Source organism: Granulicella sp. S156 (genome assembly GCF_009766105.1).
In the GTDB taxonomy this organism is placed as follows: Bacteria; Acidobacteriota; Terriglobia; order Terriglobales; family Acidobacteriaceae; genus Granulicella.
Genome location: NZ_LMUH01000018.1, coordinates 39,323 through 58,108 on the forward strand (window position 1 = coordinate 39,323; position 18,786 = coordinate 58,108).

At 58.5% G+C, this 18,786-nt stretch carries 17 protein-coding genes; 5 read left to right on the forward strand and 12 right to left on the reverse strand.

Features of this window, described 5'->3' with window-relative positions:
* Window positions 1–58: 58 nt before the first annotated feature.
* Window positions 59–1,381, reverse strand: coding sequence for a hypothetical protein (locus GSQ91_RS13975; RefSeq protein WP_158822380.1), 1,323 nt, complete (start codon window positions 1,379–1,381; stop codon window positions 59–61).
* Between the two features lie 100 nt (window positions 1,382–1,481).
* On the opposite strand from GSQ91_RS13975, the gene GSQ91_RS13980 reads away from it, so the two are divergent.
* Window positions 1,482–2,471: a YpdA family putative bacillithiol disulfide reductase gene (locus tag GSQ91_RS13980; RefSeq protein ID WP_158822381.1), complete on the forward strand. Its 990-nt coding sequence runs from the start codon at window positions 1,482–1,484 to the stop codon at window positions 2,469–2,471.
* 7 nt (window positions 2,472–2,478) lie between these two features.
* Here the strand turns inward: GSQ91_RS13980 and GSQ91_RS13985 are convergent, their stop codons facing one another.
* The 3 genes from GSQ91_RS13985 to GSQ91_RS13995 are packed head-to-tail and all read right to left on the reverse strand — an operon-like array spanning window position 2,479 to window position 5,354.
* Window positions 2,479–3,471, reverse strand: coding sequence for an NHL repeat-containing protein (locus GSQ91_RS13985; protein ID WP_158822382.1), 993 nt, complete (start codon window positions 3,469–3,471; stop codon window positions 2,479–2,481).
* Between the two features lie 50 nt (window positions 3,472–3,521).
* Window positions 3,522–4,379, reverse strand: coding sequence for an ABC transporter permease (locus GSQ91_RS13990; RefSeq protein WP_158822383.1), 858 nt, complete (start codon window positions 4,377–4,379; stop codon window positions 3,522–3,524).
* 18 nt (window positions 4,380–4,397) lie between these two features.
* On the reverse strand, window positions 4,398–5,354 hold the full coding sequence (locus GSQ91_RS13995; RefSeq protein ID WP_158822384.1) for an ABC transporter ATP-binding protein: 957 nt from the start codon (window positions 5,352–5,354) through the stop codon (window positions 4,398–4,400).
* 95 nt (window positions 5,355–5,449) lie between these two features.
* Between GSQ91_RS13995 and GSQ91_RS14000 the strand changes: the two genes are divergently transcribed.
* Both GSQ91_RS14000 and GSQ91_RS14005 read left to right on the forward strand, forming a co-directional pair.
* Window positions 5,450–5,989, forward strand: a complete 540-nt coding sequence (locus GSQ91_RS14000) for a Uma2 family endonuclease (RefSeq protein ID WP_158822385.1) — start codon at window positions 5,450–5,452, stop codon at window positions 5,987–5,989.
* Between the two features lie 14 nt (window positions 5,990–6,003).
* Window positions 6,004–7,554, forward strand: coding sequence for a fumarate hydratase (locus tag GSQ91_RS14005; RefSeq protein ID WP_158822386.1), 1,551 nt, complete (start codon window positions 6,004–6,006; stop codon window positions 7,552–7,554).
* Window positions 7,555–7,703: 149 nt separating this feature from the next.
* Here GSQ91_RS14005 and GSQ91_RS14010 read toward each other — a convergent pair whose 3' ends face one another.
* The gene (locus GSQ91_RS14010) at window positions 7,704–8,609 is read right to left on the reverse strand and encodes an undecaprenyl-diphosphate phosphatase (protein ID WP_158822387.1); all 906 of its coding nucleotides are present in this window, start codon (window positions 8,607–8,609) and stop codon (window positions 7,704–7,706) included.
* Window positions 8,610–9,152: 543 nt separating this feature from the next.
* Window positions 9,153–9,281: a hypothetical protein gene (locus GSQ91_RS26075; RefSeq protein WP_256370384.1), complete on the reverse strand. Its 129-nt coding sequence runs from the start codon at window positions 9,279–9,281 to the stop codon at window positions 9,153–9,155.
* 47 nt (window positions 9,282–9,328) lie between these two features.
* On the opposite strand from GSQ91_RS26075, the gene GSQ91_RS14015 reads away from it, so the two are divergent.
* Window positions 9,329–10,099 (forward strand): hypothetical protein, encoded by a 771-nt coding sequence (locus GSQ91_RS14015; protein WP_158822388.1) that lies wholly within the window; start codon window positions 9,329–9,331, stop codon window positions 10,097–10,099.
* A gap of 98 nt (window positions 10,100–10,197) precedes the next feature.
* On the opposite strand, the gene GSQ91_RS14020 is transcribed toward GSQ91_RS14015, so the two are convergent.
* From GSQ91_RS14020 to GSQ91_RS14045, 6 genes are all read right to left on the reverse strand, one after another.
* The gene (locus tag GSQ91_RS14020; RefSeq protein WP_158822389.1) at window positions 10,198–10,722 is read right to left on the reverse strand and encodes a DinB family protein; all 525 of its coding nucleotides are present in this window, start codon (window positions 10,720–10,722) and stop codon (window positions 10,198–10,200) included.
* A 262-nt stretch (window positions 10,723–10,984) separates the two neighbouring features.
* Window positions 10,985–11,896: a helix-turn-helix domain-containing GNAT family N-acetyltransferase gene (locus GSQ91_RS14025; protein ID WP_158822390.1), complete on the reverse strand. Its 912-nt coding sequence runs from the start codon at window positions 11,894–11,896 to the stop codon at window positions 10,985–10,987.
* 140 nt (window positions 11,897–12,036) lie between these two features.
* Entirely contained in the window at window positions 12,037–14,109 is a 2,073-nt protein-coding gene (locus GSQ91_RS14030) for an FUSC family protein (RefSeq protein WP_158822391.1), read from the reverse strand.
* A gap of 4 nt (window positions 14,110–14,113) precedes the next feature.
* Window positions 14,114–15,313: a biotin/lipoyl-binding protein gene (locus GSQ91_RS14035; RefSeq protein WP_158822392.1), complete on the reverse strand. Its 1,200-nt coding sequence runs from the start codon at window positions 15,311–15,313 to the stop codon at window positions 14,114–14,116.
* A 9-nt stretch (window positions 15,314–15,322) separates the two neighbouring features.
* Window positions 15,323–15,583, reverse strand: coding sequence for a YtcA family lipoprotein (locus tag GSQ91_RS14040; protein WP_158822393.1), 261 nt, complete (start codon window positions 15,581–15,583; stop codon window positions 15,323–15,325).
* Entirely contained in the window at window positions 15,580–17,169 is a 1,590-nt protein-coding gene (locus GSQ91_RS14045; RefSeq protein ID WP_158822394.1) for a TolC family protein, read from the reverse strand. The genes GSQ91_RS14040 and GSQ91_RS14045 overlap by 4 nt, the downstream gene beginning before the upstream one ends.
* A 480-nt stretch (window positions 17,170–17,649) precedes the next feature.
* Between GSQ91_RS14045 and GSQ91_RS14050 the strand changes: the two genes are divergently transcribed.
* Window positions 17,650–18,777 (forward strand): nucleoside hydrolase, encoded by a 1,128-nt coding sequence (locus GSQ91_RS14050; RefSeq protein ID WP_254064591.1) that lies wholly within the window; start codon window positions 17,650–17,652, stop codon window positions 18,775–18,777.
* Window positions 18,778–18,786: the final 9 nt, after the last annotated feature.

The window sequence follows — 18,786 nt, forward strand, 5'->3', positions numbered from 1 at the left end:
TTCGAATGACTCTGTGCACGGCCACTGGTGAGCGGCGGTGTTGAGTCTATTGATCTTCTTAGTTCCGCTGCCGATGCCTTCGGTTGTTGCGCAGAGCAATACTGCCTAAAACGGCGAACACGGCGAGCAGCAAAGTCCACAGCAGCTCAGGATGCCTCTCACTATAGGACCGCCTGTCTACCCGTGCGATGAAGCTGGGATTTACCTGCTCTGGACCCAGCGTTGCAACGACCGGCTGCGCAGCCGAGTGAAACAGCCGAGCATAGTTGTAGAGCGGAGCACGCAACACCGCATCTCCATACATCAGGATATAAGGTGCGCTGTTGGCTGCAGCGTCGAAGCAAATCTTGCGCTGCCGCATCTCCAATCGCACAGACCGCAACGGCAAAGGTTGGTTCCCGTCATTCTCGATCGCAAGATCAACCGTTGCGCCGTTGCGGAGGTTCGCTCCGAGCACGGCATCGACGCTCATCCCGCGGCTATCGATAGGAACACCCGGCACGCCTGAGCTGCTGCCAGCGGCCAACTTCACGCGCGAGATCTCTCCATGGATCGTCTCGATGGCCTCTCTGTCCCGAGTTGCATCCGGCGTTGCTGTTATATCTACTGTGCGTGCAAAGTTCTTATCGAAGCCGGAGTCGAGAGCCAGCGAGACGCGCTCCACCGGAACATGCGCGGGGACGCGGATCGCAGCGAGGCTTTCATGACCGCGTTGTGCGAACGTCGTTGTCTCCGCAACCGCTGTGTAGAGCGTCTGAGCCTCGCGGCTCGGCGGCACGCTCGCCGCTTTCACGATTGCCGGGCCAAGATTGTGGTTCTGCGAGCCTGGGGCTGGGGCCAGATGCAGCACGACGTGCAGCTCGGAGAACGACGACTCCTGGAGCGGCAGAGTCGTAGAACGAGAGAGGTGCTGCGCGCTGAGGTCGAACAACGCAAAGCTGCCCAGATCCGTTCTCTTCCCGATACCCTGCATCCCGTAGACCTGCGCCGTAGCCAGAAAGTCCTTTGCCGCGAGATCCAGCACCACAGCGGTGTAAGGGCGCGACGGCATGACGATATCGAAGCTCACATCGCCGTTGCGGCCTTCCACATTCCGCACCTGCGTCGGTTCCTCTTCCGGGTGCTGGGTCTCGCTCTCGGTCAGCGTGAAGGGAACTTCAACGCCTGAATTCTTCGCATAGAGCCGCAGGTCGTTCAGGGATTCTGTAGCGGCATGAGCAAATACCGTGGCGTCCAGCATCACGCAGGCCTGCCCTGCGGACCCATCGGGCAAGGCAACCGCTCGCTCATAGCGAAGATGCCGCGGGTCCGAGATCGGGCCGGCGGACACGCTTGCCATCTGCCAAAGCAGCGCCGCGACCAGCGTGAGTGACGTCTTCATCGGGGCGCCCAGCGCATCTCCGCCATGGCCACTACTTTATCCTTACCCGGCAGCAGCCGTGAAGCTTCTTGCCCGTTGGAGCATCCATACAATAGAACATATGAGCGAAACTCTCCACGATGTCCTCGTCATCGGCGCCGGTCCTACCGGTCTTGCCTGTGCCATCGCCGCGCAGAATGCCGGCTTGCGCGTTGTCCTCGTGGACAAGGGCTGCCTGACCAACTCGCTCTTCCACTATCCGGCACATATGACGTTCTTCACCACGCCGGAGCTGCTGGAGATCGGCAACATGCCGTTTTCGTCGCCGAACCAGAAGCCCACGCGCTCGGAGGCCCTGGAGTACTACCGCAAGGTTGCCGAGCACTACCGTCTCGACGTGCGGCAGTACCAGAACGTCGACCGCATCAGCGGCGCGGATGGCGACTTCACCGTGCATACCACCGATCAGTTCGGCCGCAAGCTCGCCCACCGCGCGCGCAAGCTGATCGTGTCCACGGGCTACTACGACCTGCCGAACTATCTTGGCCTTCCCGGCGAAGACCTGCCCAAGGTGAAGCACTACTACCATGAGCCGCACCCGTTCTTCGCGCAGGATGTGCTGATCATCGGCGGCAAGAACTCCGCGGCCATCGCGGCGCTTGACCTGTGGCGGCATGGCGCGCGCGTCACGCTGGTGCATCGCGGCGCGGAGCTGCATCGCCATATCAAGTACTGGATCAAGCCTGATATTGAGAACCGGATCAAGAACGGCGAGATCACCGCGCACTTCTCAACGACGGTCAGCGAGATCACCGAAGACTCGGTGACACTGCTTACGCCGGGCGGACCGAAGGTGCTGCCCAACCAGTTTGTCTTTGCACTGACGGGCTACCACCCGGACTTCGCCTTCATCGAGTCGCTGGGAGTGAAGCTCGACAGCTCCAACGCACGCTGCCCCATCTGCAATCCCAAGACGCACGAATCGAATGTGCGGGGAATCTATCTTGCGGGCGTCATCGTTGCGGGGGAGCGCACGAATGAGATCTTTATCGAGAACGGGCGGTTTCACGGGGACCTGATCGCGAAGGACCTTGCGGCGAAGCTGGCCTAATACATCTCTACTTCGCGACCCAGGCATACCCTTGCGTGCGCTGCTGCTTCAGCACGCGGTGGTTGCCGGAATCAGCGATGTAAAGACTGCCGCTGCCGCTCACGGCTATGCCACGGGGGTAGTACAGGCTCAGCATCGAGCCCAGATGGGTCTGTACATATTGTCCACCGGAGAAGGTCTCCTTGTAGATGAAGCCGCCCCCATAGCCCACGATGTAGACATTCCCGCTATCGTCTACAGCGACACCACGAGGACTGTCCAGATCACTGGCAAGCGTACTCTCGACATAGCCGGTACCGGACACAGACTCTTTCAGCACACGGTAGTTGTCGGAATCGGCAATATAGACAGTTCCCTGGCGATCCACCGCCACACCCAGCGGATCCTTTAAGCCAGATGAGGCTACGAGACTCTCGACGTAACTATCGCCAGAGGGAGACTCCTTTATGACACGGTTTCGGCTATAGTCCGCAATATAGACGGCGCCGTGGCTGTCCACGGCAAGACCATAGGGACTTTCTACATCGGTAGTAATAACGCTCTGCGTGTAGGTGTTGCCGGAGGCCGTCTCCTTCAGCACACGGCTATTGCCATAATCGGAGATGTAAACATTCCCGCTGCCATCCACGGCTACTCCATAGGGACGGTCCACCTTGCCGCGTTCCTTGCCCTCCGTCATATGGCCATCGTTGTCCACAGCAGTACCATAGGAAACGGCCAGGCCAACCACTACATCGCTTTGGATATAGCCATCGCCGGAAGGCGTCTCCTTCAACACGCGATTGTGACGGGAATCGGCAACGTAGACGTTTCCACGGCTATCAACGGCCACGCTGTAGGGGTAATACAAACCTTTATCGACCACAACGCGCCGTCCCACCCTGTACGCGATGTAATGCGAGCCTGCGATTAGAAAATACCCACATAGCACCGCTATCGCCAGAAGCACGAGAAAACCAGTACCTCCAACACGGCCAACAAATGAACGATCAACCAGCATAGCCTTGGGACCTCAATCGAGTTGGCGCTAACAACCGGAGCGAAGATTGCTTAGCTTAGAACCCGACGCCGAAATCCTTTGATCCCCAGCCACGTCAGCAGCGCGAGGAAGAAGCACAGCATCGCCAGAATCATCGCGTCTGGCATATGGCCGAGCGACGGAGTCAGCGACGCACGCAGGCCTTCGCTCATGTACACGATTGGATTGATCAGCACGCCATACTGTAGCCAACGCAGGTGCGTGAGCGCAGCCCACGGATAGTAGACACAGCCTAGAAACGTGATCGGCATAATCACCACGCCGAAGATCAGACCAATCTGTTTCGGCTGCACTGCGGTGCCGATCGTCAGGCCCAGGGCCCCTGCAAGCAGGCTCGCCAGCACGAGTACCGTGCCCAGAAACCACCAGCTCGATACATGCGCCGCCACCGGCGTGCTCGGAATGTAGTAGGCCAGCGGAAAGACAACAGCCGCCGCGATCAGGCTCTGCAGGGCAGAGAAGATGATCTTCTCCGCGGCCACCGCTGCAATCGGCAGCGGACACATCACGCGGTCGTCGATCTCGCGCGTAATGCCGAACTCCTGCGCTAAGGGCAGCGCCACCGCCGCTATGCCGGAGAACATGATCCCCACGGCCATCAACCCCGGCAGCAGCACCGTGCCGAAACCGCCGGCGGCTCCTGCCATCTGTGCCGTCGGATTCTGTCCTGCACCGCCGGTCATGTGAGGCATCACGTAGGTGAAGATGAAGAGAAACAGCAGTGGGTTCATAGCCACACGAATCAGAAAGGGAGCAAGCTCGCGGCCCAGCACGCGCAGGTCGCGCAGCATCAGACCGGCAAACGCGCGGGTGTAGGTTGTGCGCCGGTTCAGGCTTGTCTCACTCATTACTGCAACGCTCGTCGCCATATCGCTCATCCTCAATCCTTACTCGCGCAGATCGCGGCCGGTCAGCCGGATAAACACCGTCTCCAGGCCCGGCTCAGCCGTCGTCACATCGCGCAATCCAAACTCGTTGGCCGTTGTAACGACGCTCGCCAGCAGCCCATCCTGCGCCTTGGCGAGCACGCGCAGACCGCCGCCGTTGTCGATGGACTCAACGCCGTTCACGCCACTTAGGCCGCGCAGACGCGCTTCCAACTGTCCGCTGCGGTCGCCGTCGTGCAGACGCAGTTCATAGATCTTGTCTCCGCCAACGCTCGCCTTCAGCGCAGTCGGAGTATCTTCGACCAGGATCTTTCCGTGGTCGATGATGGCCAGCCGATCGCACAACTCGTCGGCCTCTTCCATGTAGTGCGTGGTCAGCACCACGGTGATCCCCTCGTTGCGAAGGCCGCTCACAGCCTCCCACATGGCGATGCGGCTCTGCGGATCGAGGCCAGCGCTGGGTTCGTCAAGGAACAGCACCTTGGGACGGTGCGCGATGGCACGCCCGATCTGCAGACGCTGCGCGAGACCTCCGCTCAAGGCCTGCGGATACGCCTTCGCACGGTCGCTTAGGCGGAACTGCTCCAGCAACTGCGCTGTGCGGGCCCGAGCTTCGACGCGCGACATTCCAAAGTAGAGGCAGTGAAAGAAGATGTTCTCTTCGACAGTGCAGGAGCGATCCAGCGTGTTGTACTGCGGCACCACCCCGATCGATCGCCGCGCGACCGCTGCATGCGCAACGACATCCACGCCAGCGATCCGCACCGAACCGGCAGTCGGGAGCGCCCGCGTCGTCGCAATGGAGATGGTTGTCGTTTTGCCCGCGCCGTTCGGCCCGAGCAGCCCGTAGATCTGCCCCGCGGACACACTCAGATCGATTCCATCGACCGCAGTAACCGGGTTTTTACCACTGTAGACCTTACGCAGGCCCCTAATTTCAACGATCGTCTCGCTCACGCTTCAGGCACCCCAACATGTTGGATTATATGGGGCAAAGCTGCTGGAATTGGTATGAAACCAGGTGTAGGCTGAAAGCTAGCAGGAGGTGAGAGATGGCAGCAGCGACGGTAGTTCGCCTTCCCTACCTGACCGTGGACGAGTATCTACATACAAGTTACGAACCAGATGTGGATTACGTTGACGGACGGATCGAGGAGCGGAACGTGGGGGAGTGGGATCACAGCGATCTGCAAGGTGAAATCATCAGCATCTTGAGACGCCAGGCCAAAGCCTGGGGAATCCGTGCTGTACCCGAGGTCCGCGTTCAAACTTCTGCAACGCGTTTCCGTGTGCCCGATGTCTGTGTGGTTTCCGCCTCCGGGCCACGAGAACAGATCGTCCGCACCCCACCTCTGCTGTGTATCGAAATCCTGTCTCCAGAAGATCGCTTTAGCCTATCCGTTCGGAAATACCGGGATTACATTACGATGGGCGTGCCAGAAGTCTGGATATTCGACCCAGCAAACCGTATCGCCTATGTACTGCAGCCAGATGAGAAGACGATCACACATCGTGACGGTTCACTGCGACTTGAGGGGACACCCATCGAACTTTCGTTGGCGGACGTCTTTGGAGTACTGGACTTATCATAGATAGTGGTGCTTCTATGACTTTGATCCAGCAAGACGACCTCATCGAAAGCGTGCGCGGCGCGCTGCAATACATCAGCTACTACCACCCCGTCGATTACATCGAAAACCTCGCTCGAGCCTATGAGCTGGAGCAATCACCCTCCGCCAAAGACGCGATGAAGCAGATCCTCGTCAACTCGCGCATGTGCGCTGAGGGCCATCGCCCTCTCTGCCAGGACACAGGGATCGTCACCGTCTTCATCAAGTTGGGCCAGGAGTGCCATCTCGTCGGCAAAGATGGAAGCCCGGCCACTCTGAGCCTGCAAGAGATGTGCGACGAAGGCGTGCGCCGTGCTTGGCTCGACCCGGACAACAAGCTGCGTGGTAGCATCCTTGCCGACCCGGCCTTCAGCCGCAAGAACACAAGGGACAATACGCCCTCCGTCGTCGAGGTGTCGCTGGTCAAAGGCAATACGGTCGACGTGACCGTTGCCGCCAAGGGCGGCGGCAGTGAGGCGAAGTCGAAGTTCGTGATGCTGAACCCGTCGGACTCCATCGTCGACTGGGTCCTCAAGACCGTTCCCACCATGGGCGCAGGCTGGTGTCCGCCGGGAATGCTCGGTATCGGCATCGGCGGCACGGCCGAAAAGGCCATGCTGCTGGCCAAGCAGGCGCTGATGGAAGACATCGACATGCAGGAGCTCAAGCAGCGCGGGCCGCAGACGAACATTGAGAAGCTGCGCGTCGAGATCCATGACAAGGTCAACCAGCTTGGCATCGGAGCGCAGGGCCTCGGGGGGCTCACGACTGTGCTCGACGTCAAGATCAACGAGTGGCCAACCCATGCCGCCAATCTACCCGTCGCCATGATTCCCAACTGCGCCGCCACACGCCACGCGCACTTCGTGCTCAACGGAGACGGCGCAGTCTCGCTCACTCCGCCTTCGCTGGAGAGCTGGCCAAAGCTGACCTATGATGTGCAGGGCGCGAGGCGCGTCAACCTCGACACCCTGACACACGACGAGGTGAAGACGTGGAAGCCGGGTGAGGTGGTTTTGCTCAACGGCAAGCTGCTCACCGGCCGCGACGCCGCCCACAAGCGCCTGACCGACATGCTCAACCGCGGTGAAAAGCTGCCGGTCGACTTCAAGAATCGCTTCATCTACTACGTTGGCCCGGTCGATGCGGTGCGTGACGAAGCTGTCGGCCCCGCCGGCCCGACCACGGCGACGCGCATGGACAAGTTCACACGCCAGATGCTCGAACAGACTGGGTTGCTGGGCATGGTTGGCAAAGCCGAACGCGGTATCGCGGCCATCGACGCCATCCGCGACAATGAAGCGGTGTATCTCATCGCCATCGGCGGAGCGGCTTACCTTGTCTCAAAGGCGATCAAGCACTCGCGGCTGGTTGCCTTCGAGGACCTTGGGATGGAGGCGATCTATGAGTTTGAGGTTGTCGATATGCCGGTAACCGTCGCGGTCGACACCAAGGGCTCCAGCGTTCACATCACCGGACCTGAAGAGTGGAAGGAACGTATTGCGCGCAGCCTGGCGGTGGGTGGGGTACCGATCCTCGGGCAGTAGGTTGTGTAGTCAGTAGTGCCTTCTATCTTCCTTTGTGCCGTCGATTCAGGGGCTTCCACCCAGGACTTGAGAGCCCCTGTTTGCTCCCCAACATTGAAATGTCGGAGAGCAAACAGGGGCGGCTCAAATCCACCATTTTTGTACGTGCGCTAATACCCGATATGGTGCAGATAGAACACCGCGCAACTGGCTACAAGGCAATAAACCCCGAACAGATACCAGCGCCCATTCTCCAGCCATGAGCTCAGCCACCGCAGCGCGGCGAGCCCGGCGAAGAACGAGAAGACCATGCCGAGCAGGGAAGCGACTAGGCTGGCGTGCAGGTTGATCGTCACCCCTGCTGCGGCCGCTTCATGCGAAGCCTTCAACAGACGCAGTGCCTCGCGGCCGACGACCGCCGGTGTGAGAATCACGGCCAGCGCAAAGGAGAAGCGCTCCGCGCGTTCCCGGTTCGCTCCGGTCAGCAAGCCGGTAGAGATGGTCGAGCCCGAACGCGAGAAACCGCGGAAGGGAAGACTCAAACCCTGGACGGCTCCCATCCAGCCGGCCTGAGCAAAGGTGACGTTGTCGCCCGAGCGCGCGACGGAACGGTCATACGCATTGGTCGCGACAGTCTTAGCCTCGCGCTCCTTCATGCCTGCCCACAGAATCAACAGGCCAACGGCAAACAGCGCGTATGCGACCAGGTCGAGGCGTCCGAAGAGATCTTCGATCTGCGCTTTGGGAGCGTTGGGGAAAGCGAGCTTCGCGATGATCTTCTGCAGAGGATAGCCGATGACTGCAGTCAGCACCGTCGCCCAGATCGCGCGAATGGCGAAGCGCCTGAAGGCGTCGCCGCTGGAGAAGTAGGCTCGTTTCCACTGCGACCAGAAATAGAAGATGACGGCGAACATCGTGCCGGTATGCAGCATCACCAGCACCAAGGTCATCTCTGGTGAGGAAGGATCGAGCCCCAGCAGCTTTTCTGCGACGACGACGTGGGCGGAACTGGAGACGGGCAGTAATTCGGCGAGGCCCTGAACGATGGCCAGGATCAAAACCTTCAGGAGAGACATACGTAAATTCTAAATTGCTTCTATGACGTATCCACAAATACGCCATAGGAACTAAGGCCTGTTTTGCTAAGGGTACGGACTTAAAACCTGCCCTGAGCGCTGTTGGACGGGTGCCGCAAATGCTTCTACTGCAGCGCGGCTTGAGCCACGTACTGGTATGGATTCAAGGTTGAAGTTCAACATCTCCGAAAAGGAATGGACGTTGGGATGAAGACCCGCGTCGATAGCGGACGGTCTTCACCGGTCACGGTCGACCAAATTGCGAGGATGATTTCGTCATTTCTGTGGCTTATAAGAAACATATATGGCCGCATGCATTTCCTATAAGCCACGGTCTGTGGTCGAGGTCATGACCAGAACAGTACCACCTTCCTGGACGCGCACCCACATCTGCAAAAAGTCTATCTCCTTTATTACTAGGACTTAGAGCGCCTGATCGAGTGACCTCGCGTGGCTCGGCAACCTCTGGATGATGGTTTGAAACCCTTGCCCCTCTCCTGAATGTAAAGACACCCTTTTTGCCAACATCTGAATTTGTTGACATTAATTCACTTCAACCTCAATCATCTGGTTCCAGAGATCATCCATCGACATGCCGTTGACCAAGACCACAGCTACCGTTTTTTCCATGACTCCGGTCGTCGTGGGCGGAAAGACGTTGCTGATCTTCATCTGATTCGCCGGGCCCTCATCGTTGAGCACCAGGGAGAGCCTGTGTTATGCCTAAGACCTCACCATCGAAGCAGTCCACCACCGCACCTAGGCCCGTGCCTCCGGACGCCGTTCGCGTCTGGCGAGGGTTCCGACTCGACACACTCACGTCCTCCGAATTCCTCACCGCACTCGGCACGATTTTCATTCCAGTGACCGTCCAGTTGCAGCGCCTCTACTTCCTCACCGCCTACCTGCCGACGGTGCTTCCTACCAGCAAGCCGGCCGGCGTTCCCGATGAGATCGCGCTCGTCTTTTACGAGAAGCAGCAGTCGTATACGGACACCTCAAAAATCGTCGCCGGCCGCGCGTATTCTTCACTGCACAAAACCGTGTTCGCATTCCCAGCCAGCCTGAGCGGTTTCCCGGTGTTGCTTGGTCCGACAGTCTCGCTCGATCAACCGTACTTTCTCTTTCAGAACGCGGTCGACTGGCAGCAAGGCTTCACAAAGGTTTTCGTTGGCGTGCGCCCCGAATCCGTCAGCGTCTCCGACTTCGTTGCGAAACTCACGGCATTCCTGCAAAAGGAACAGAAGCAACCGGCGACTGGTCTCGATGGCGCCATTGCCTGCGTCTCCAGCCAGTACGTCGTCTACTGGGAGCACTGGCAGACCGAAGCGCAATCCTTGCAGGGATCGATCTCCGACCTGCAACAGCTCGCCACGAGCGTTCTGCTACAGCACCACACCAGGCAGGCCGTCAACCCGTCGCTGACGGACCACTACGAGGGTCTCAGCAACGTAGAGGGCAAGAGCTATAACACCACGTGGAAGGAATAATCGCTGACAGCCCAGACGTCGCCGCGCAGGTCATCGCCAGCGGCGCTTCAGCGCAGGGGTGAACGATGCCTATCTAGCTAGAAAATATTTCCATTCGCTCATGACGGCTCTATGTCCCCAACCAGCTCCCATATTCGCGCGAGATGGTGATCGTCGTGTTCGGCGACAAAGTACAAATGATCCACAAGCCGCATCGGTGTCTTCAAACGAGGGTGCGGAATGGCTCCAGACAATAGCGACGAGTCCAGTTCGTTCAAACGCTTCAGCAGCTTCTCCCTTGCAGCACGGAAGCCGAGCAGGATCTCTTCCAGGGGGCGCGCATTGTGGTTCGCCTCATCGGTCTTGCGATTCTGCAGATCCGTCACGGTGAGTTGATTGCTGGCTGCCACATAGTCTTCCACTCGCGCCAGCCACAGCGGCTCGAGATCCAGCAGGTGACCGACCTGTTCCTGGGCCGACCACTTCTTCTGCGGCTTCTCGATCAGGATTTTGTGAGGACGGCCACGAAACGTCTCTTCCAGCCTGGCCGGAGTGCCGCGCAGACGCGCACACAGATTGGGATACAGCTCCACAGGAAACGTAAACTCAAACTTGCGCTCAAACCAAAGGGGTATCTGACTCACTAAGTTGCCTTTCTGCATTGCCTATTCAACAATCCTAGGGCACGTCATCAACTCTTGCCATCGTTCCACAGAAAAGCCCTGACGCAACGGTCGCGACGGTTCGCAAAGGAACGCGATGGCATTTGTATTTGGGAAAAATGCTCGCCCTAAGCACTACAACCGTTGCGTATCGTCGCGAACCATTGCGACCGTTGCGTCAAAGCTTTTGTCATATAACCTGGCTCGCCACCTCATCGTTGTGCTGGGATAGATGCCGAGCGCATCACTCCCGAGGAGTGATGTTTTTACGAAGGAAGACGGTCGCCTGTGGGTTGTCGTTATAGCGTTCGCACGAAACGTACCCTCGTCTCCGATAGAGAGCGATGGCAACTTTCAAATCGTCATAACTATCCAGGTAGATCCACCGCAGACCCTGGTCGCGCGCAAAATCTTCCTGGGCATCCAGCAGCTTTTCTGCAATGCGATGCCCCCGGCTTGCAGGCTGTACATAGAGCCTCTTGCACTCTCCGGCGAACGGAATGGATGCGAGCTTTCTCAGCACGACACACCCAACAGCCTCTTCTTCCAGATAGGCGAGCCACACGCCGGAACAAGGGTCGTCGATGATCCTCTGAATCGCTTCGGGAGTGTCCCGCTGGACGACGTGAACTGCGTCGTAATATTCCTGCAGCAATCGAATCGCGTCGTCGTTGGACTTGGATAAGCGAACGATTCGAACCGAACCTCCCTTAGCTTCGCTCAGGATGGAGCGAACCTTAGCGAGCGAATCCAACAGCACAGCGCGGTCCGTTGAGCTTACATTCGCCAGCAGCCCTTGTATCTGGAGCGCCGACTGCTCGTTCAGCCACGCCACCGTGTTCTCTCCCGCAGGCGAGAGCGTAAGCAGCTTCTCCCGGCCATCCTGCCTGGAGGCCGTCTGCCGCACCAGCTTTCGCTTGGCGAGCAGAGCAAGACTTCGGCTGATGTATCCGGCATTCAGTCCAAGAGTCTCCCGCAAGGAGGACGCCGTCAGCCCGGGACGAGCTCCAATCTCGTACAGGATGCGAGCTTCTGTCAGAGAGAGGTCCCCGTCGAGATGTCGCTTCCGCAGCAGGCCTAAGCGCGCCGTGTAGAAACGATTGAACTCCCGAACCGCGGAGATCTGCTCCTCTTCCTGGAGATTGCTGACCGTCATGGATAGAGTTTAAACGCAAATAGTTGCCAAAAGCAACTATTTAAGCCGCCCCTATCGGCTGATTCCGGCAGGCCGTTTTACGGCACAGTCCAACAGAATGCCCTTCTGTTCTTCATGCCGGGATTCGCTAAACATAGCGTCTACGCCAGCGTCCTGAGACGCGATACGACCATCTCCAGCTCGCAGTAGCGATCGACCGTGTTTCGAGCGAATTCGCCATAAATGGGATGGTTCAGAAGCGAGGCATCGACCAGAGAGTGGGGGGCGATCAAAGCGAACTCCGTTTTGTTGACAGTGGCTTTCGCCATCGTATCCATGCCTTCCGCCATCCTGCTCCGCATCGCAATCAGTTCGGGGCGCTTGAGGAAGTCGAGATCTTCTTCGCGGTGAAGAACTGCAAACTGATTCCAGAAGAAAGCGACCAAAGTCAGCGAAGCATTGAGAATCATCTCGCTGGAGAGGAGATGTTGTTTCACATCGACGCCGAACTCGTACTCCACCGTTTCGCTCATGGTTCGGACAGTACCCACTGTTTTGCCGATCCGATCGCGCAGGGCATCGGCCTGCTGTCGAAGTTCGCGGAGATTGCTGGTCGAGTTGGTCATCCGCAGATACTCTGCCGCAATGTCCATCATGGAGGCCAGCGAGCCTCGCATCGCCGTCACAGTGCGCACCGGCCAGAGCAGGTCGAAGACGAAGGCCATGACCACGAGCGCCAGCAGGATGCCGATGAGACGGTCGCGCGCCGGAGCGAGCTGAATCGGTGCGCTGAAACCCTCGAAGGCTACGATGTAGAACGCAAACGCGATCTGCAGCCCCACATAGTTGAACTGGCGTCCAGCCGCCCACCACGCTGAAAGCATCGCGATGGCGGCGATGAGCAGGACCAGCGAGGTGATGGAATCCATGTGTGGGAAGAGGTAGATCGTGGCTCCCAGTCCCAGAATGAGGCCGCCGATGATAGCGCCAACGAGGCGGAAGATGAGTTTCTGCTTGATGGCTCCGCTGGTGCTGAGGCCGGAGATCACAACCGTGATGACGGAGGTGGATATGCCCGGCCAGTCCACGGCGCGGACAATGATGTAGCAGATCGTAGCGCACAAGCTGAGTTTCAGCGCAAAGGCGACGGTCTCCTTCCGCGTGAAAGCACCGGGAATAAAGAGAGGCACTTTGCTAGACGGCAACGCAACCAGCTCTTTGTCTTTCTCCCCTGCGATATCTGCGGGCATGGAGAGAATGGCGTGCAGGTTTTCGTCGACGCGGTCGAGAAGATTGATGGACCCTACAAACTTTTGTTCCTCCAGCTCCTCGGGCGTTGGTCGAATGTCATGGATCAGGTCAAGGCAGAGTGCGGCGATGTGGCCGCAGCGCCGTTGCAGCTCAGGATCCGAGACCGCGATGTTTTGCGTTCCGAAGGCGGCGGAGACATCCATCAACTGCGCGAGCATGGTGATGCGAACGCGCGTCCCAATGGGCAGCGCGCCTGGATCGAGTTTTCGGTCGACGATGATGTTGTAGAGCTGCAGCATCCCGTTTTGTCCGGAGGCGGCGAGACGCGAAACGCCGATAACAGCGGGTACGAGTTGCTCCCGCGAAGCTCCTTGGGCATAGAGCGAGAACATCTTGCTCAGTGCCTCGTAGCGAATCCTGCGCTGTTTCTGCAGCTCTGCGGCAGGATTCCTGACTCCAAAGCAATATTCCACGGCGACCGAACACAGAACCGCAACCGACACCGTTCCGATGATGTAGAGCGACTGCTTGACGAGAAAGCCGGACGGGGCATGGGTCTCCCAGAATGCGATCAGCGTGCAGTAGATGAACCCCCAGGTGGAGGCCAGCACTGTGATGTTCGTGGAGAGCATCAACATTCCGGAGAGGAAGACGACGATCGAGACGCTCAGCAGCCGCGCCATGGGATTGTTGTCCGAAAGGGCAACGACTGCGATGACGGTAGCCACCGTAAAGGCGAACGCCACTACGGAAAAGAGCCCGGAGCGCAGAGAGACAGAAGGTGAGTCACGCCCCACGAGAAAGACGAAGTAAAGACCTATCGAGGCAGAAGGCATCCTCAAGGTCATTAGAAGAAGGAGCGTGATGACGGTGGAGAGAACAATGCGCAGGGAACTGTTCAGCCGTCCTGGTGTCGGCTGCAGGTCTTGCCAGAAGCGATCGACCCATGTACTCAGGCTTGCAGTTCCGGGGCTTGCGGCCATGCTTCTACCTCACGACCGTAACGGCTGTGGCTCCAATGCGGAACAGGTTCGGATCGGGATCGTCGATGTGGATACGGACAGGAAATCTTGCAGAGAGATGCACCCAGTTGAGCGTGCGCTCGATGTTGGGCAGGCCGCCGGCTACGCTGCCGTCTTCGGGAAAGACACCGTAGCCGATGCTCTCCACGTGGCCTCCGAACTTGCGGTCGGGGTGCCCCATCACGTAGACGTCGACATGCGAGCCCAGGTGGATGTTCTTCAGCTTGGACTCACGATAGTTGGCGACGACGTACCAGTTGCGGCTATCGATCAGAGTGAATATCGGAGCGCCAGGACGGGCGTAAGCGCCTTCGGAGATATTCATGTTGGTGACATAGGCATCGAAGGGAGCGAGCACACGCGTGCGCTCAAGATCGAGCCGCGCGCTGTCTACCTTGGCCGCCTTGGCCGGCCTCTGTGCCAGCAAGGTCTCTACGCGGTCCACCGTGTGGACGGCCTGTCCCAGTCGAGCCTGCGACTCGACGGCCGTGTTCCCGGCTTGTTCGTGCTGCAGTATGGCCTGGTTGAGCGAAGCCTGTGACTGAAGGAGTGCAGCCTGGGATTCGTCGTAGTTTCCCTGGGCGATTCGCACAGCGGTGTTGGCCTGGTCGACCTGGTCTACCGTGACGTACTGTTTTTGCAGCAAGGGCTGGATACGATTGAGGTCGTTGGTTGCGTACTTCAACCTGGCCTCGGCAGCCGCACTGGCTGCCTGAGCGCGGGTGACAGCGGCTTTGGCCAGATCGATGCTGCTGCTGGCGGTTTGAATGCCTGTGCGTGAGACATGGAGCGCAGCGCCAGCCGCGTCAACAGCGCTGTTCTGCGCAGCGATCTTGCGGTTCTCGTCGATGATCTGCTGCTCGAGCAGCTCCTGATCCGCCAGCGCCTGCTGCAGCGCATACTCATAGGGGCGTGGGTCGATGACGAAGAGAAGGCCACCCTTCTTCACGAAGTCGTTGTCCTTGATGGGCAGCTCGACGAGTCGTCCGCTGACCTCCGGCGCGATCTCAATGTAATTGGCCCATACATTGGCGTCGTCGGTTCGCGGATGGAGATCGACCTGATAGATGGACAGCAGAAGAGTGAATGCCGCAGCGACGACAACGCCGATGAGAATCCAGCGGCCGAGTCGTTTGCGAGGAGTGCTTTGCGTCTCTTGATCCATAGGATGTCCTTAGCGAAAGAAGATCAACCACAGCAGGCAGCTGAACAGGATGACCAGGGCGGGGTAGAAGAGAGCGACCGGCCCGATCTCCGACTCGAATTTGTAACGCAGCAATACCAGCCGCACGATGCACGCGAGAACGATGGCGATGGTGAGGCACACCATCCAGACGGGGAAGAAAGAGCCGATGATATCGACCGACGGCGCACGGCCGCAGCCGGTGCAAAGCAGACAGATCGTTGAAGCGAAGATCAGAGTTCTTCGGGTCATCGTGGTTGGCCATCCTGAGGTTGCGTAGTTGATGCCGGGGTTGATGTTGTTGCTGTCTTCGTTGCGGGTGGCAGCGGCCGCAGCAGGTTGCCGGTGCTGAACTCCAGGTCGACGGCTTCGAGAAAGAGCTGTGAACGAGCCGAGACGCCGGAGGAACGAGCTTGCGCCAACTGTCTCTCAGCGGTCACGACGTCGATAAGGTTCTTCACTCCATATTTGTAGGCTTCGAGCGAGGCCGAGTAGGAGGAGTTGGCGGAATCGAGGAGAGCCACGGCCGCCTGCTGTTTTCGAAGCGCAGACCGGAAGGCGATGTAGGCTGTCCAGACTTCGCGTGTGGTCTGGTCGCGCTTCTCGCGCAACTCGTCCTGAGCCTCTCGCTTCCTCGATCGGGCAGCGGCGAGTTCGTTCTTGCGTGCGCCTCCGTCAAACAGCCGCCACTCCACGGCCAGCTCTGCCGACCAGGTTGGCTCGCTTGCATTGCCCAGCTGGCCATAGTCAGCAGTAGGCCAGACGGAGGTCTGCGCTGCGTTGGCCGAGAGGGAGATCTTCGGAAGGTACTCGGACTTCGCGGCGCGAATAGCATCGTCGGCCGCTCGTATCTCCGCAACCTGCGCCATCAAGTCGGGACGGTCCGCCATGGCGCGTTTGATCAACTCGTCGATCGGTAGGGTCAGCGCATCGGGAAGAGGAGCATTCTTCTGTCCGTCGATGGTGATATCCGGTGAAGGCTCGACGCCGAGCTCTTCCGTCAGGGTTACGCGCGCAATCTTCTCGTCGCCGTCGGCTGATTCCAGGTCGAAGACCGCTTGCGAGGTCTCTGCGCGTGCATTCAAGACGTCAGGCAGTGTGGAGCGCCCATTGAGGAGCTGTGCTTCGGCGGCATCCTGGGTGGTTTGAGCGGTCTTCAGCGTCTGTCGTGCAGCCTCAAGCCGTTCCTGTTGCGTGAGAAGTTTGTAGTACGCGCTGGCGACGGCGAAGGCAACCTGCTGGTTCGCCTGGATGAAGTTGGCGCCGGCGGCCAGCTTCTCAGCCGTCGCGGCATCTACCTTCGCCTCGCGTTTGCCGAAGTCGAAGATGAGGTAGTCCAGCGTAACCTCGGGCACGACTGCCGGGACTTCCACCATGTTGTAGCCACGGGGAGAGAGAGGCTTTGGAAAAGGATTGACGATGCGCTCGTCTGCAAAAGCTGCGACTCCTGCAAGGACAGGGAAGTAGGCGCTCTTCGCGACCCCGAGCTCTTCGGCCTTCTGCTTGGCATGTTCCCAGACGATGCGGGTATGGGGATTGTTGTGCTCGGCGATGTCGATCAACTCGGCCAGGGTGTAGGAGTGGGCCGGATCAAGCTGGGCGACTCCATCCAGAGGAATCGCATGCGCGGCGCAGTCAGCTGCGGCGCTCGGCGTTGAGGCGGTGCCAGCGCATTGAGCCTGTGTGCTCGTAGGGCTGAGGCAGGTGAAGGCGAGAAGAACCCCCCATAACGGCAGGCACGGTCTGCGCTGTTCTAGACGCGCAGTCAAGTGCGAGTAACGCGTGATTAAGCTTCGCGCGATGGCTCGTATCAACACAAAGCATTCCCCCAGATCCATGTAGAGTGCATCATAGCCAACACTCACCTCAAAACCCAATTGCGACTACATAACGAAGAAGAATTTTTCTTAATGCGGGCCGCGAAGAGCCCTCTCGGGGGGCGTATCTGGGGCTGGTTGACAGGCAGTGGCAACCATGAAATCTTGTGTGTGAAACGATTCATAAAAACTTAATATCGGATACCCTTTGGAGCCATTTCTTCTACCGTAAATAATGAGCGACAGATTCAATCCGTCTTTAAGTATTTGTTTTTAGGAACGTTTCTCTATGTATTGGGCGTGGATCGATCTTGCGGATTCCGGTTTTTTGAACGATGGGTCAAGATGTATAACTAGTCCACACCTATAGGGAATAGTTCTAAATGTAGGCACTGCTCGCTGATTTCACGTTTGAGCAGCACAATTGCATAACTGGAACCAGTCTCGGATTTCGATGATGCTGGTATAAGCTGACGCGTTTCTAGAGGAAGTTGTCTCTTTATGATCAATCCCTTTCGCGGTACTTTGCTTCGAGTTTGTACCTTCTCTTTGTGCGGCCTAATCCCGGCCTTTATGGCTTGTTCCCCTTTGAGCGCGCAGGAGCAGAGGTATGTCGTCGTGGATCAGGATGCCTCAGGCCCGGCGGGTTCCGACATGATGGCGCTGCTGGTCTTCCTGCAATCTCCCCAGGTCAAGCTGCTGGGTATCACCGTCGTTACAGGAGATGCGTGGCGCGAGGAAGAGATGGCTCATACCCTTCGTCTTCTGGAGTTGGTCGGGCGCACCGACGTCAAGGTTTACCCGGGTGCCGAGTATCCCCTGGTCCGCACCCAGCAGGAGACCCACATTAGCGAGCAACTCTATGGGCGGTCTGCGTGGCTGGGCGCGTGGAGTCCTCATGGTCATGCTGCCAACGTCATTCCTCCCATGCCCGAAGGTGCGCCGTCCACCAAGCCCGCGGAAGAAGATGCTGCGCATTTCATGATCCGTATGGTGCATCAGTATCCGCATCAAGTGACGATCTATGCTGCTGGCCCGCTCACCAATATCGCCCTGGCTATCCGGATAGATCCACAGTTTGCCGGGCTGGCTAAAGAGTTAGTCGTGATGGGTGGCAGCCTTAATCCGCAGACGTCAGACCAGGAGTTCACTGACGATCCACGCCACGAGTTCAACTTCTGGTTCGATCCTGAAGCTGCAAGCATCACGCTGCGTGCTCTCTGGGCAAAGATCATCGACACTACGGTCGACGTCTCCCTCCAGAGCAAACCCACGGAGCAGATGATTGCCTCCTGGGAGCATCTGGACTCTCCTGCTGCGCGGTACATGGTCAAGTACACGACGCACCCTGTCGGATCCTACATGTGGGATGAGCTGGCTGCCGCCGCGTGGCTCGATCCCTCGGTCATTACCAGCGAACGTTATGTCTATATGGATGTTGACACCAGTCGCGGTCCAACCTATGGGAACACGTTGATCTGGAACGATAAGGATAAGCCGGTCATCACGCTTCAGAAGGTCCACGCACAAATGAACGTCGACTTTCCAAAGCTGGAAAAGAAGTTCTACGAGTTGCTGTCAAAGCCCGCGCCGGGTGAAACTAACCCTCTTATGCCTGCAAAGCCATAACAGGCATGC

Bases quoted from the DNA above. Each gene is read 5' to 3' on its own strand.
- GSQ91_RS26075 (WP_256370384.1), bottom strand. From the start codon at position 9,281: ATGAAGATCAGCAACGTCTTTCCGCCCACGACGACCGGAGTCATGGAA.
- GSQ91_RS14030 (WP_158822391.1), bottom strand. From the start codon at position 14,109: ATGGCCGCAAGCCCCGGAACTGCAAGCCTGAGTACATGGGTCGATCGC.
- GSQ91_RS13975 (WP_158822380.1), bottom strand. From the start codon at position 1,381: ATGAAGACGTCACTCACGCTGGTCGCGGCGCTGCTTTGGCAGATGGCA.
- GSQ91_RS14010 (WP_158822387.1), bottom strand. From the start codon at position 8,609: ATGTCTCTCCTGAAGGTTTTGATCCTGGCCATCGTTCAGGGCCTCGCC.
- GSQ91_RS13980 (WP_158822381.1), top strand. From the start codon at position 1,482: ATGAGCGAAACTCTCCACGATGTCCTCGTCATCGGCGCCGGTCCTACC.
- GSQ91_RS14015 (WP_158822388.1), top strand. From the start codon at position 9,329: ATGCCTAAGACCTCACCATCGAAGCAGTCCACCACCGCACCTAGGCCC.
- GSQ91_RS14035 (WP_158822392.1), bottom strand. From the start codon at position 15,313: ATGGATCAAGAGACGCAAAGCACTCCTCGCAAACGACTCGGCCGCTGG.
- GSQ91_RS14045 (WP_158822394.1), bottom strand. From the start codon at position 17,169: ATGGATCTGGGGGAATGCTTTGTGTTGATACGAGCCATCGCGCGAAGC.
- GSQ91_RS14050 (WP_254064591.1), top strand. From the start codon at position 17,650: ATGATCAATCCCTTTCGCGGTACTTTGCTTCGAGTTTGTACCTTCTCT.
- GSQ91_RS14040 (WP_158822393.1), bottom strand. From the start codon at position 15,583: ATGACCCGAAGAACTCTGATCTTCGCTTCAACGATCTGTCTGCTTTGC.
- GSQ91_RS14000 (WP_158822385.1), top strand. From the start codon at position 5,450: ATGGCAGCAGCGACGGTAGTTCGCCTTCCCTACCTGACCGTGGACGAG.
- GSQ91_RS14025 (WP_158822390.1), bottom strand. From the start codon at position 11,896: ATGACGGTCAGCAATCTCCAGGAAGAGGAGCAGATCTCCGCGGTTCGG.
- GSQ91_RS13990 (WP_158822383.1), bottom strand. From the start codon at position 4,379: ATGGCGACGAGCGTTGCAGTAATGAGTGAGACAAGCCTGAACCGGCGC.
- GSQ91_RS14005 (WP_158822386.1), top strand. From the start codon at position 6,004: ATGACTTTGATCCAGCAAGACGACCTCATCGAAAGCGTGCGCGGCGCG.
- GSQ91_RS13985 (WP_158822382.1), bottom strand. From the start codon at position 3,471: ATGCTGGTTGATCGTTCATTTGTTGGCCGTGTTGGAGGTACTGGTTTT.